The sequence below is a fragment of the Schaedlerella sp. genome (genome assembly GCF_056796775.1).
The window spans coordinates 16,998-30,669 of sequence record NZ_JBQIKP010000052.1; the positions used below are offsets into that span (position 1 = coordinate 16,998).

The window sequence follows — 13,672 nt, forward strand, 5'->3', positions numbered from 1 at the left end:
TATCACCCCAATTGAATGGAAAATTTTTCTTTACAGTGAGTTCTATTATACCACCAAATGTCACAAAGTAAAAGATGCAAGATATTCTTGTATGCCTTTTGCTACGGATGCAGCCATTTTCTCCTGATAATCGTCTGTAACCAACAGGCTGGCCTCCCCCTGATTGCTTAAAAATCCGCATTCCACGATGACTGTGGTGCCTTTTGTTTTTTTGAGCAGATAGTATGTATCATTAGCTTTGGCCTGCCTGGTGTTATTTGGATCCGCTTCGAGCATTGCGTCCTGCAGGACTTTGGCAGCCTGTTCCCCGCTCTTGGAATGTGTAAAATAAAAAACCTGGGCACCATGGATGCTCTCCTGTGAATAGCTGTTCTGGTGGATGCTTACCGCAATGGACGGCTCTTTTTCATTGATCATTGTAACCCTTGTTTTCAAGTCCTCCACCTTGGAGTCGGCAAGCGCATCCTCGGTTTCTCTTGTCATGATGACACGGAAGCCCATCTCTTCCAGACGCTTCTTAATTTTCTGAGACAAAACCAGGTTGATGTCTTTTTCCAGCGCTCCGTTGATCCCAATCTTTCCCGGATCAAATCCGCCGTGCCCGGGATCCAGAATGACCAGCGCACCGTCTTCTTTTTCAGCCCCCTTACCGTTTCGCTCTGTGTTCTCTGTTTTTCCTGTTTTTGAACGATCATCGCCTGCTTTCGCATTTCCCGCAGTCTCTGCCGTTCCGACATCAGCATGTTCATTTCCTGCCGCTCCCGCACCTGCTTCCGGATTTCCCGCCGCTCCTGTATCTGCCTCCGAGTTTTCCGCTGCTCCTGTATCTGCCTCCGGATTTCCCACTGGTTCTGTACCTGCCTCCGGGTTTTCCGCCGCTCCTGCTTTCCCATCGAATTTTTCTTCCCCTGCTTTATCTGCCGCACTCTCATTCGCCCGCGCATACAGCCGCTCTCCCAGCATCTGACTTTCCGCCACTACGCCTGCGAGCATCGCCATCATAAGAATGATGATTATTTTTTTCCGCAAAAAAACATCCCCTTTCGCATATATGTTCATATATATGCAAACAGGGGATGTCTCTAGTATAACTCACGATAATTACCGCTACCTTACACGCAGGATAAATTTTCATGTACAAGGAGGCTGATAGCGCTCTGGAAAAGCTTTTAGCTGTTTTCCAGAACGGTCAATTCACATATTGCAGGATCAGATCCCATATTCCGGAATTTTCCATGCCAAGCGACCATTCTGCCACGCCTGCCAGATTCTCAGCCTTGATCAGCTTCATCTTCTCTTCCAGAGAAGCCGCGTCCTCCAGCCAGATTTTATAAACAGTGCCGTCCACTTCCCATTGCGCGTAATTCTGCTTAGTATTATTATCCCAGTTTGCCTGGACCTGATTCTGCTCCAGCGTCTGCTGTGCCTGATCCATGCTCATAGCCGTACTGGTCACGCTTTTAGAATACAGCGCGGCCTCTGTGCCTTCCTCCTGGGAAATCTGCTCCGCCGTCTTATCTGTCTCCTGCCAGAGCCTGGTATAAAACGGAATACCTACCACCAGCTTCTCCTTCGGGACAAGCTCCAGCGCATCCTCGATTCCTGTCTTCACATATCCGTAGGACGATACCGAACCCGACTCATAGGAGCCTTCCGTATGTTCGTCGTAACCCATGATCATAATATAATCGGCCACGATACCCTGCTCCTTTAGGTCACGGTGCTCATTGTAAGGCTGCGGAACGTAGTTGTCAACAGAAAATACCAGCCCGTTCTGCCTGCATTTTACGGATAATTCACGTACAAACTGAATATAATGCTCTCCGCACTCCGTAGAAACCAGCTCAAAATCCAGATTGATTCCATCCAGGCCGGTCTGGAGCGCTTCCGCGATCACCTGATTGATCAGGTTTTCCCGCTTGGATGTATAACTCAATACCTGGTAAGTCTCATCATAAGAATTGATCCCGCCGTGGAAATCCCTCAGCACACCCCATACGTCCAGATTGGACTGGTGCGCGTAGTTCACATACTCCGACGACGCAATAGAAGTCATATTGCCGTCCGTATCGCTAATGCTGAACCAGGTGGGAGCGATCGTCGTCAGTCCCTTCGTATTCGCAACGGTTTCCAGCATAAAACTGTTGGCGTCCGGATTATCCACATTGTGCCATGCCATATTGATAGTATGGTTCACTGACATATTGCTGTACTCCGGCTCCATAAAATTGCCTGTTATCGTCTCCGAAACCTGCTTTCTCAGTGTATTCGTCTTTACATAGCCTACAAACCCGTCTGTGGTTGCTACCTTCTTCCAGTCTCCTTCATCCTCCAGCACGGTTACCTTATCCGACTTTTTCACCTCTGTCAGAATGGGGCTCTTCACTCCGCCCTGGTAGCGCACTTCCGTATTTTTCTTCAGGGCGGCTGTCTGAATCTCGCCCCACCTGCATGTGATCGCAGCTCTGCCTGGTTTTTCATAAACGCTGAAATCCATGCCTGTATACTCCTGAATAAACGGAAGCGCGATATATGCGGTTCTGCCTTCTGTCTTCAGGATCACATAGTTTTCACTTTTCTTTTCGTTGATCTCCGTATATTCTTTGCTGCCGACTGCCACGGATACGTTGCCGTTCGGCAATGTGTAAAGCATGATGCTCTCGTTGGGATCCCAGTAAAATCTTTCATTGATATAATGTCTGACTACGGAATACTCCACATAAGGCTGTCCATCAATCAGCTTGCCGACAGGCGCGCCGCCTTCTTCTCTCCGGATCACTTCATTATTAATGATCACTGCAAGGTCGTTCTCATTTTCCAGCCCATAATATGCTTTCAAATCGGCTTCCTCTTTTGATGGACCGTACTTTTGCCAGAAAATAGCCCCTCCCGCAATCATGATCACCAATACTACAAGCAATGCCAGCCGGAAGATCAGGCTCCTACGCCTTCTCCTGGCGCGGCTGCTTCTCCTCATCCCCCGTCCGCCCGGACGCTGTCTGCCCGGCGCTCTTGCTGCTCTGATATTCCTTGCGTCCTCGCTGCGCGCTCTTCCGTTATCCTGCATGGGATCCGCACCGGAAGCCTTCGCTTCCCGGCCTCCGTCGGTATCAAATCCTTCCGATTTCCTTCCGCCGTCAGGTCTTACAGCCTTGCTCCCCGGCCTGCGGACGCCGCTGTCCGCGGATGTCCTTCTTCCCGGGGCGCCTTCACCTACGGATACTCTTCCACTCTGCGATACGCCGTTACCCGGCGTTCTTGTCCCCTGTGAAGCGCCGGCTGCCCTTGATCTCCGGATATCGTCTGTTCCCGGAATCCTCACATTGTTTCCCTCTGCGGAGCTGCCTGCTCCTGCTTTACGCATATCCCCCATCTGGGCTCTGCCTACTTTACGCAGACTTTCAATCTCTAATTTTTTAATACGACGAACTCTTGCCGGGCCTTCCGGTGCACTGCCGTTTTCCGTGCCCCTTGACGGCCTGTCCTGATTCTGACCGGACCATTGATTTGTGGTATCTAACCCTGTTCCTTGTCTTTCGTCCATTCCTTACCTCCTGTCCGGACTTCTGCCACATAAGAAACTTTTTCGGGCTTCCCCGTATGAACCGATTCCATACCGCAGACTGACCCGCGGCAGGCAATACGCACCGTTCCTGTATGGCATTTCTCACGTGACCATTATACCACATTTTTTTTATACGTCATCAGTATTTTAGGAAATTGGCAAAATTTTAATCTTTTAGAGATATTTTTTTATATACGGAGCTTGAATTTCAGTCCGGATCATGGGGTTTTGACTGGTCTTCTCTCTCTTTCTTCTTTTTTTTCCTGTTATCAATGTTAATAAATGAAAGCGTCTCTATGTGTCCGTCCTGGTCCACTTCGTAGTCCCGCATATAGGCGCCTTCCTCGCGGACCATATGCGCCCTCACCACCTGCAGCGGACTTGCGTGGCTTCCGTCCAGCAGAAGGCATACCCCGTTTTGTTCAAATCCCTCCAGTTCTGTGTAAAACTTTTGATATGACATTCTTTTCTTTCTCATTTGTTCCGCTCCTCTCTCTGCGGGTATTGATAAATAAGCTCTTGTCCGCATGACCGGCAGACGGAGGTGCATGTGACATACCGCCGCTCGCGCAGACGGAAGATAGTATAGACCACGCAGGGGTTTCCTTTTTTCTCAGAATCCGTTCCCGAATCCGGAACCTTGACTAAATATGACCATAAGAATAGATAAAAAGATCATAAGGTTAAGATGCTGCTTATCCGGGCGTGTGCAGGACGCCCTTCTAAAAATGTTTTTTTGATATGCCTCCTTTCATGAGCATGGATTATTTATCACGGAATACTATCCTCTGTACCTGCCATTATACGGAGCCCTAAAAGTAATTTCAATGTGTTTGTTGTTCATAAACAGTGTAGATTTGTTTAAAACCTGCCGAATCCCCTGTACAAAGTCCATATTTCCAAATATTTTATGATATTTTTTCTTTACATATCCACAGATATTGTTTATACTAAGGTTGAGAAAGATATATGGGTTGCCCTTTGGGTATATGTATACGGAAAAGTTCTGCATACATTATAATATATCAATTCAGAAGGATGTGATCATATGAAAATCGAAAAACTGAATGAAAATCAAATTCGTTGCACTTTGACACATGCTGATCTGGCGGCCCGCCATTTAAAATTGAGTGAACTGGCTTATGGTACGGAAAATGCAAAGTCTCTTTTTCGTGATATGATGCAGCAGGCGTCATTTGACTTTGGTTTCGAAGCTGATGATATACCTTTGATGATTGAGGCTATTCCGGCTTCCGCAGATTCTATCGTACTGATCATTACCAAGGTAGAGGATCCGGAAGAACTGGATACGAGATTTTCAAAGTTTACTCCTTTTGGCGAATCGGATACTGTACATGAATCCCCGTTCAGCAAGCTGGAGGGTGCCGAAGAATTCCTTGATCTGCTGAACAAGGTCAAGGAAGCGGCGGCAGGCGCTACACAGGCCCTGGAAGAAAAAAAGGCCTCGCAGGACCCGGCTCCCGCAAAGCTGTTCTCATTCGAGAATATTGACCGTGTGATACAGGCAGCACGTCTGATCGCTCAGATGTATCAGGGACGTAATACATTATATCGTGATCCCGGGAATGATGATATCTATATCCTGGCCCTTACGCAATCAGAACATACGAGTAACGAATTTAACAAGATCTGCAATATGCTTTCGGAATACGGCACCCTGGAGAGAGTTTCAGGTTCCGTACTTGCGTTTTTAGAGGAGCATTGCGAGACAGTGATCTCGACAGATGCCGTACAGCGGCTGACAGAGATTTAAAAAAATCCGCCCTGAATATCCGGGCGGAATTTTTTTTGCATTATAATAGGAAGTAATCGCAGTTCAAAACACTATGCTGATCGCTACCGCAAATACTTACCGGAATATTATTTTCCCGCGGCTGCCATGGCTGCGTTGATCTTTTCCACAAGCAGATCGGAATCAATCCCATGGACCATGGCTGCTTCTGCAAGGGATTCGCCCTGTGCGGACGGGCATCCCAGACAGTGCATACCGATCTCCATCAAAATAGGCGCCGCCTCCGGAAATACATTCAGCAGTTCTCCGATTGTTGTATCTTTAGAAATCTGTGCCATTTCTCTTATCCTCCTTTTTATTGTGTATCTCGTACCTGTTCGGAACAGTTACAGTGCTATTTATTATAATCCCAAATTCCTAAATTATCAACCGCTGTGCATATTTTTATGGGAAAAATCTTTTTATAGGAAGATTTTTTTCATCAAATTTTCAGAATTGTTTTTCCGCTCTAAAAACTTTTTTGACTACTTAAAAGTCAACATATTTTTCTCTTTTTTTCGACAAATTCCTAATTTCATCATAACTCACCAAAACGTTCGTTCTTTTTTGCAGCAAAGTAATTCACATAAAAGGGGTAATTCTATGTGGATAATGTGGATAACTTTTCACAATTCTATGTTTTTCCACGTTTTTTAGTGATTCGAGTGTGGATAAGTTGAAAACTCCTATTTTTCTGTATTCGACAATATTTTACATTTTTGTGCATTTTGTATATCATATATCTACAATTTTCGCATTTTTCCAGGCGAACAGGGGGCTGGCCTTAGTCTAAATTGCCTGTCTATTTAAAAAACAGGGATAAAATATGTATTCAGTATCGTCTTTTTCCTGACAAAAGCGCAGCAGTCCGAAACGAAAGCTTTTGGGAAACGTTTCTGCATACTCAGGTATTCTAAAAAGTTTCTTATGAAAGATACTGGGTTCTCAATCATCCTGTGTCTACGGATCGAAGCAAGAAAAAAAAGGAAAGATATCTGTTAATTTGTCAGATATCTTTCCCAACCTTTTCGACACAATTCTATGCTGCTCTCCGGCTGACCGACAGGCAGCGGTCCCGCTTCCCAATTTCGCCCCTTCTGCTACAGAACACGACGGATTGTAACGATCGGAGCATAAGTGGCGGTGCAGATTCCGATGCCCTGGGCCTCGTTCATTGCGTTTACGATCGTTCCGTCACCCATATACAGCCCTACGTGTCCGTCATATAATACCAAATCTCCCGGAAGAGCCTGATCGTAGGTGACTTCGTACCCTACGTTTACCATATCGTAGGTGGTTCGCGGAAGGGATATTCCGAAATTCGCATATACGGACTGTACAAACCCGGAGCAATCAGCTCCGTTTGTCAGGCTGGTGCCTCCCCATACATAGGGATTTCCAATGAACTGGCAGGCAAAGTCGATGACTGCCTGTCCGGCATATTGCTGGGAATCAACAACTTCAGCTTCCTGCGCCTCGGCCGCGCCGTCCGCCTGCTGTGTCTCATCCACCTGACCGCGGGTTTCGTCTGTTCCCTGACCCTGCATTCCATTTCCGTCGAACTGGGGTCTTCCCATACTGTCTACGCTGACTCCGCCGGCTGCGCTGTCTGTCTGTGCTCCGTTCGCCTGGGTCCCGGCTGTTTCATTCGCCTGAATTCCATTTTCACTGCCTCTCTGCGCTCCGGATGCTCCGTTCGCCTGGATTCCGGCCTCATTGCCGCTCTGCACTCCGGATACTCCGTTCGCCTGAATTCCGGCTTCATTGCCGCTCTGCGCTCCGGATGCTCCGTTTGCCTGGATTCCGGCTTCATTGCCGCTCTGCGCTCCGGATGCTCCGTTTGTCTGGATTCCGGCTTCGCTGCCTGACTGGGCAGCACCATTCGCCTGGGTCTCGTTCGACTGTGCCCCAGCCGCGTTTCCTGCCTGAGCTCCGCTTCCTGAATAGCGTGTGTCTGTACCGTTGCCCTGCGTCCGGGTTTCGGCAGTTCCATTCCGCTGTGTCCGGTTCCCGGCGGCGCCGCCTGTACGCGCGGTCCTTATGGTTCCCCGGACCTGCGGATCTGTTTCTCCCAATGCCAGGCGCTGTTCTTCCTCTTCCTTTGACTCCGCATAGGAAAATGTGGTCTCGGCTTCCACATATTCCCCGCAGACCCAGCCGTCGAATCCATCGACCTTCACCGGATACCAGCCATTTACCGGTTCACCGGTTGCCTCATACTGCTGTCGGAACATCACCTGTGCCAAAATCTCATTTTCTGTCCCCTGGCCGCTGCGTACATTAAGAACGTCTGCCAGGACTGTCACCACATCTGTCTCGTAGTCTTTTGCATGTTTTTTTGCTTCATCTCCTGTATATAGCGCATCGGCAGGTACATAGCCCTGTACGTTCCCGGAACGGATCTTCGTCCAATCCCCCTTGTATTCCAGAACGGTGACTGTGGAATCGTCGTAGAGCTTACCTGTCCATTCGCTTTCCTCGTTGGGGGCATTCCTAACGTAAGAAAAATCTTTTACATTAGAAAATGCCCGGTTTAAATACTCGCCCTCTTTTGTTGGGATCAAATACAGATCAATGTTGTCTTTCACATTTGTCTCAAGGCACTCTGTCAGCACAGATTCGATTCCTGCGACGGGCACCGGCGACGTACTCTCTGTCTTGCTGTCAGCCGCTTTCGCCCGGATCACACTCCCCGGAATCATGATGGCTCCTGCCAGCGCAGAAAGCATCACTTTTCGCCTCACATGTGTTACCTTCATATAAAACCTCCTTAAGAAATCTATGACTTTATCTTTTGTAGGAAGTTCTAAATGTTACACAAATGTTAAATTTTGTTACGATGTTATTGTAACAGTATATCAATTGCATGTCAATCTTTTTTACAGACTTTTCATATGCAAACTCTGACATATTATAACAATTCCTTCTATATTATATACATTTTCAGCTAATATTTTGTCAGAAAACAAATTTCAAAAACTTTCAATTTACCCATTGACTTTTTGAGAAAAATGATTTATAGTCTTAATTGTAGTAATTATTACTATTATTAATTTTAAAGGAGGATTTTTTTGGCAGCGTTAAAGTACAGCCGGCAGCGAGAGTCCATCAAGAATTACCTGTTGTCAACCAACGAGCACCCCTCCGCTGATATTGTTTACCAGCATGTGAGGGAGGATTTTCCCAATATCAGCCTCGGAACCGTATATCGGAATCTGAAGCTGCTGACCGAGATCGGGGAGGCGGTCAAGATCTCTTCCCCTGACGGGATTGACAGGTTTGATGGCTTTATCCAGCCGCACAATCATTTTTTCTGCACATGCTGCAGACGGATCCTGGATCTGGATCTGGACATGGCAGAGATTACCAGGCTGAATCAATCGGCCGCAGAGAACTTTGACGGCCTGATAGAATCCAGCAACACCATTTTTTATGGGACATGCGGTGACTGCTCTGAAGTGTCACAGGGGATCTGAAAGAAATGAGGATTCCAAGTTCGCAGCGTATAGACTGCGGTACGCCGCAAACGGCGAAAAACATTTTCTAAGAAAAGGAGATTTTTAAAAATGAAAAAATTTGTTTGTACAGTATGTGGTTATGTTCATGAGGGAGATTCTGCACCGGAAAAATGTCCGGTATGCGGCGTTGGCGCTGAGAAGTTCAAAGAGCAGGCAGGCGAGAGAGAATGGGCTGCTGAGCACGTAGTAGGTGTTGCGCAGGGCGTAAGCGAGGATATCATCAAGGATCTGAGGGCGAACTTCGAGGGTGAGTGCTCTGAGGTTGGTATGTATCTTGCAATGGCAAGAGTTGCTCACAGAGAGGGTTATCCGGAGATCGGCCTGTACTGGGAGAAGGCTGCTTACGAGGAAGCGGAGCATGCGGCGAAGTTTGCTGAACTGTTAGGCGAGGTTGTAACTGACAGCACCAAGAAGAACCTGGAGATGAGAGTTGACGCTGAGAACGGCGCTACCGCTGGTAAGTTTGACCTTGCTAAGAGAGCGAAGGCCGCGAACCTGGATGCGATCCATGATACCGTTCACGAGATGGCAAGAGATGAAGCAAGACATGGAAAAGCGTTTGAGGGTCTGTTGAAGAGATACTTCGGCTAAGATGGAAACGGCGTAATATAAGGCTTTTTAAGAGGATGGACAGGTTGTTGTCTGTCCTCTTTTTTGCTTTAAAACAAGGGATTCCCATACCAAAAGTGGTAAAAAAGTGGATACCCTTCTTCTTATTTCACTTCTACAATTTCCATAAAGTGGATACCCTAAATCCTACCTTATTTCCCCCATTCATTAAAGGAGGAAATTAACATGAGCAACAAGAAAGACAGCGGTGTTTATCAATTGGATAATGGTTATTGGGCTTACCGCTTCAAAATCAACATTGACGGTACAACAAAAGAAAAACGCCGCCGAACAGATGAATTTGGTAATCCATTCAAAACAAAGACTTCTGCCGTAAAAGCACGTCAGCAAGCAATTGTGAATGAAAAAGTTAGTGCTGCCGCTCCACAAGTAAAACGACCAAGAAAAAAGGTCAGTGAGGTCTATGATGAATATTGTGAGTTTGGGAGAGCAGGAAAGGCGTATGCTACTATCGTTAAACAAGACAGCCTATGGAATAACCATATCAAGTCTAAGTTCGGTAAACGCTATGTAGATGATATTTCTGTCGCTGAAATCAATGATTATCTTGCAGAACTGTATTACACAGAAAACAGAGCGTACAGCTATACAGAATCATTTCTAAAGGTATTTTATCTTATCTTCGGTCAAGCCTATTCACGTAATTATCTAAATGCAGAGCAGTACGACAAACTCTGTAAGAATAAGGACACCAAAATCCATATGCCAAAAATGAAAATTGATGAAGATACCGATATTGTCACCTTTTCGGATGAACAGATGATAACACTGTCGGGATACTTCAAAGATACCAATGCTGAAACAGCTTTCATGTTGGGGAAGTATTGCGGCTTACGTATCAATGAATGTTATGGATTAAAATGGTGCAATGTTGATTTTGACAAGGATATTATCAAGATAGACCGACAAATGCAGTACCAGAACGGCGTAATCAAGTTAGTATCTTTAAAGACCAGAAATGCCAGACGTGATATTGTCATGTCTACACCGCTAAAGGAGTATCTTCTATCTGTAAAGCGGCGCAGAGATAAAATCATGGTAGAGTTGGCAGAGCAGAGGGAGCAGAATCAGACAATGCTTTCTGATATGGGAAAGGAGAAGATATCCAGTCTGGAACTTGTCAATTCATTAGATGAGGGAAAGATACAGACAGTCAATTCCATGAAGTACCATACACAGAAGATAAAAGCACAGTACGATATTATTTTTAAATATCATTATCTAAGACACACTTACGGAACAAGGCTTGCTTTGATGAATACGCCCATGCACATCTTATGTAATCAAATGGGGCACGCTTCAAGCAATGTTACACAGAAGTATTATCTGGGTAATTCTAAGCAGGGTGTAGACATTTTGAGAGCTAACTTAAATAGTATGAAATAGCGTAATAGCAAGGGTTGGAGCGGTTTGTACCGTTCTTTTTTTATGCCATTTTACGGATAGTTTCGACAGACATATAGTCATAACTTAAAAGTTTTGACACCGTTTCACTGGCAACGAAATAATGCGGCTTAGAGCGGTGTCATTTCTTATGGTCAAAAGTACCACAACTAAATCAAGCAAAGGAGCGATACATCATGAAATACGGATATGCACGAGTAAGCACCAAAGGACAGTTAGACGGAAACAGTATTGAGGAACAGTCTACAGCAATTCTGAATCTTTATGCTGACGCTGAAGTTGTTGTTGAGAGTTATTCAGGAGCAAAGGAACGACCACTATTCAATAAGATATTAGAACAGGCACAGGAAAATGATTATGTCATTGTAACCAAGTTAGACCGCTTCTGCCGTTCTACAAAAGAGGGATTAGAGTATATCGACCGCCTTATGAATAAGGGCGTAAAAATACATATCCTGAATATGGGGTTAATTGAAAATACTCCTATGGGGCGGCTGATAGTCACAAACCTGTTAGCATTTGCAGAGTTTGAAAGAGCCATGATTATTGAGCGTACACAGGGCGGTAAGGCTATCGCCAAGCAAAGAGAAGATTTCAGGGATGGCAGACCGCCGAAGTACAGCAGTAAGAAAATCAATCATGCTTTGGAGTTACTGGAAAACCATTCTTATAATCAAGTAGAAGAACTTACTGGAATCAGTAAATCAACACTCATTCGAGAAAAAAGAAAACGTACAGTTGCATAGAAACGTCAGTATAGGAGAAATTTTTATATAATTTTTCCGAGGTCACCTACTCAATACCTTTAAAAACGAAATGGAGTTGTATACCGCACCCTCTCTATGCGGCTGACAATCTTCAACGACTTTAGAGCCAGTCGAAAAACAGGCTCTATTTTTTTGCCCGAAAACAAATCAAAACAGTATTCATTAAATAGTTCAGTTCTGCCTGATTTTCCGCTGTCAGTTTCTTGTAATCAGTTAAAAAATCAAAATCCGCTTTTGACAACTTCATAATGTTCTCAATCGGAATATGCTTTGATTGAAGGTGACGCACAAGGGCAATCCCTAAATCATAGGCAGAAGTATCTTTAACAGAAGTATCTATTTCAGTAGAAGAACCGACCACCAATTCATCTAATGAAACCTTATAGTATTCTGCAAACATTAAAAGAGTATCTATATCGGGTATCCTTCGACCACATTCAAAATATGAATAAACTGAACGACTTATGTTTAAATTCTCACATAATTGCTTCTGTGTCAAATTATGCTGTTGCCGAAGTTCCAAGAGTTTTTAGCTGATTCTATTTTGCGGCATATATTCACCTCGTTTTATTTTCATATTGTATCAATTATAAAAAAGTATGTGTTTGGTATTAACAAAATAAGAATTATGTTGTAGAATACCAAGTATCGCATATTGTTACATTTATATATAAAGGATAAATGTACAAAAATGAGAACAGAACAGATTTTCGATTAAAGCCACGTAATATTTATATTCTAAAGAAAAGATAGGAACACAAACATGGGAAAACAATACAATATCATGACATCTTGTGACAATAATTTAGTAATTTATGGTATATGCCTTATAATTTCTGTCTTTGGTATTATGACAGAATGAATGAAAAAATGGACAAGCAGGATATTTTTATTTATGGCATGAATACGCCATCATGGCAAACACCATTTTGGATAAAATAGGATTTTAAGATTACAAACGGGTAGCGGCTAAGTATCTACTTAATAAGTATAATAAAATTAGTAATGAAATAAAAATGTAATATAACCCTACAAGGGGTATGTTTTAGCGGCGTACCTCTTCTTATTTGTAAGCTATTGTATTAATTTGTAACAGCTCTTATCAATTGACTGAACCCTCAGCCGATTGTATTTTCTGCTATTTGCAACAGTATTTATCAATTGGCTGAACCCTCAGCCGATTTCTAATTTAAAATAACAGTCAGATAAAGCAGTCCATGATTGATAGGACTATTTTATAGCACATAACAGTTTTAGCGTATTTTAAAGTGCGCACTCCTGCTATTTTGCCTGTTACCGCACAATCGTTATTAGCGGCGTTATTTTCCATAGTAGTTCGGATGTCTGTTTAATCGACATCTGAATTTGAGCAGTATCCAGATACAACCGACATAAAAAGTCTCATTGTTCTTGTTCCCATTTCATGCCAGATAGAGTAGATTCCAGATTACAGCAGTCTACAATGCCTTTAAAAGATATACAGTCACAACACCTATACATGTAAGACATAGCATAGTAAATCCAGCACAATAAGCATTAGCAGGCAGGATATACTATAGATATGCCGTTAGGCGGTCAGGCAGGGGTGTAGAGGGGATGCATGTCCTGAAAGCCTTATAAATACTGGGTTTACTGGTCGTTAGACCACTTAAGATACGGTTGGTTTCAATAGACATCTAGTCAGAATAATACGTGCTTTATTTAATCATATGTGATATGATTATTCTATACTCTTACAGAGGAAAAGAAAATGGTACATACATTTGAATTATCAAAAAGGTTTTCAAGAGACACATTTAATGAAATCATTCGTTCTTTAAAACTAAGATACTATCGTTACTATTGGTTTACTACGGCTTACTCTGACAAAGGTTTTGCCGCAATTCGTTTATACAAACTCAAACTTCGCACATAGATTTTAGCTATGCACCTTGAAAATTCAATATCTGGCAATGATTCAATTATCAAAGAACAGCCTTTTGGAACACTATGCTGC

The 13,672-nt window shown here is 44.1% G+C and carries 10 protein-coding genes and 2 pseudogenes; 5 read left to right on the forward strand and 7 right to left on the reverse strand.

Annotated features, from left to right (window positions below):
• Positions 1-60: 60 nt before the first annotated feature.
• From ACTOY7_RS18005 to ACTOY7_RS18015, 3 genes are all read right to left on the reverse strand, one after another.
• Positions 61-1,029, reverse strand: coding sequence for an N-acetylmuramoyl-L-alanine amidase (locus tag ACTOY7_RS18005; RefSeq protein ID WP_482671390.1), 969 nt, complete (start codon positions 1,027-1,029; stop codon positions 61-63).
• Between the two features lie 160 nt (positions 1,030-1,189).
• Positions 1,190-3,544 (reverse strand): glycosyl hydrolase family 18 protein, encoded by a 2,355-nt coding sequence (locus ACTOY7_RS18010; RefSeq protein ID WP_394682712.1) that lies wholly within the window; start codon positions 3,542-3,544, stop codon positions 1,190-1,192.
• A 229-nt stretch (positions 3,545-3,773) separates the two neighbouring features.
• A complete protein-coding gene (locus ACTOY7_RS18015; protein ID WP_160280944.1) occupies positions 3,774-4,043 on the reverse strand; it encodes a hypothetical protein in 270 nt (89 codons plus the stop codon).
• Positions 4,044-4,613: 570 nt separating this feature from the next.
• On the opposite strand from ACTOY7_RS18015, the gene ACTOY7_RS18020 reads away from it, so the two are divergent.
• Complete coding sequence (locus tag ACTOY7_RS18020; protein WP_160280943.1) at positions 4,614-5,339, forward strand: adaptor protein MecA; 726 nt, start codon at positions 4,614-4,616, stop codon at positions 5,337-5,339.
• A gap of 107 nt (positions 5,340-5,446) precedes the next feature.
• Here ACTOY7_RS18020 and ACTOY7_RS18025 read toward each other — a convergent pair whose 3' ends face one another.
• From ACTOY7_RS18025 to ACTOY7_RS18035, 3 genes and pseudogenes are all read right to left on the reverse strand, one after another.
• Positions 5,447-5,656 (reverse strand): DUF1858 domain-containing protein, encoded by a 210-nt coding sequence (locus tag ACTOY7_RS18025; RefSeq protein WP_160280942.1) that lies wholly within the window; start codon positions 5,654-5,656, stop codon positions 5,447-5,449.
• 801 nt (positions 5,657-6,457) lie between these two features.
• A pseudogene (locus tag ACTOY7_RS18030) lies at positions 6,458-6,862 on the reverse strand (C40 family peptidase); the annotation flags it as partial.
• 639 nt (positions 6,863-7,501) lie between these two features.
• Positions 7,502-8,116: pseudogene (locus ACTOY7_RS18035) on the reverse strand (SH3 domain-containing protein); the annotation flags it as partial.
• A 312-nt stretch (positions 8,117-8,428) separates the two neighbouring features.
• Between ACTOY7_RS18035 and ACTOY7_RS18040 the strand changes: the two are divergent.
• The 4 genes from ACTOY7_RS18040 to ACTOY7_RS18055 all read left to right on the forward strand — a co-directional run bounded on the left by ACTOY7_RS18040 (position 8,429) and on the right by ACTOY7_RS18055 (position 11,655).
• Positions 8,429-8,833: a Fur family transcriptional regulator gene (locus tag ACTOY7_RS18040; protein ID WP_160280940.1), complete on the forward strand. Its 405-nt coding sequence runs from the start codon at positions 8,429-8,431 to the stop codon at positions 8,831-8,833.
• Between the two features lie 90 nt (positions 8,834-8,923).
• Positions 8,924-9,466 (forward strand): NADH peroxidase, encoded by a 543-nt coding sequence (locus tag ACTOY7_RS18045; RefSeq protein ID WP_016298041.1) that lies wholly within the window; start codon positions 8,924-8,926, stop codon positions 9,464-9,466.
• Between the two features lie 204 nt (positions 9,467-9,670).
• Positions 9,671-10,891 (forward strand): tyrosine-type recombinase/integrase, encoded by a 1,221-nt coding sequence (locus ACTOY7_RS18050; RefSeq protein WP_482671389.1) that lies wholly within the window; start codon positions 9,671-9,673, stop codon positions 10,889-10,891.
• 194 nt (positions 10,892-11,085) lie between these two features.
• A complete protein-coding gene (locus tag ACTOY7_RS18055) occupies positions 11,086-11,655 on the forward strand; it encodes a recombinase family protein (RefSeq protein WP_482671388.1) in 570 nt (189 codons plus the stop codon).
• A gap of 145 nt (positions 11,656-11,800) precedes the next feature.
• Here ACTOY7_RS18055 and ACTOY7_RS18060 read toward each other — a convergent pair whose 3' ends face one another.
• Positions 11,801-12,199, reverse strand: coding sequence for a helix-turn-helix domain-containing protein (locus ACTOY7_RS18060; protein ID WP_482672236.1), 399 nt, complete (start codon positions 12,197-12,199; stop codon positions 11,801-11,803).
• Positions 12,200-13,672 lie beyond the last annotated feature (1,473 nt).

Excerpts from the sequence above, each read along its gene's own strand:
- ACTOY7_RS18010 (WP_394682712.1), bottom strand. The coding sequence starts at position 3,544 with ATGGACGAAAGACAAGGAACAGGGTTAGATACCACAAATCAATGGTCC.
- ACTOY7_RS18025 (WP_160280942.1), bottom strand. The coding sequence starts at position 5,656 with ATGGCACAGATTTCTAAAGATACAACAATCGGAGAACTGCTGAATGTA.
- ACTOY7_RS18050 (WP_482671389.1), top strand. The coding sequence starts at position 9,671 with ATGAGCAACAAGAAAGACAGCGGTGTTTATCAATTGGATAATGGTTAT.
- ACTOY7_RS18045 (WP_016298041.1), top strand. The coding sequence starts at position 8,924 with ATGAAAAAATTTGTTTGTACAGTATGTGGTTATGTTCATGAGGGAGAT.
- ACTOY7_RS18020 (WP_160280943.1), top strand. The coding sequence starts at position 4,614 with ATGAAAATCGAAAAACTGAATGAAAATCAAATTCGTTGCACTTTGACA.
- ACTOY7_RS18055 (WP_482671388.1), top strand. The coding sequence starts at position 11,086 with ATGAAATACGGATATGCACGAGTAAGCACCAAAGGACAGTTAGACGGA.
- ACTOY7_RS18015 (WP_160280944.1), bottom strand. The coding sequence starts at position 4,043 with ATGAGAAAGAAAAGAATGTCATATCAAAAGTTTTACACAGAACTGGAG.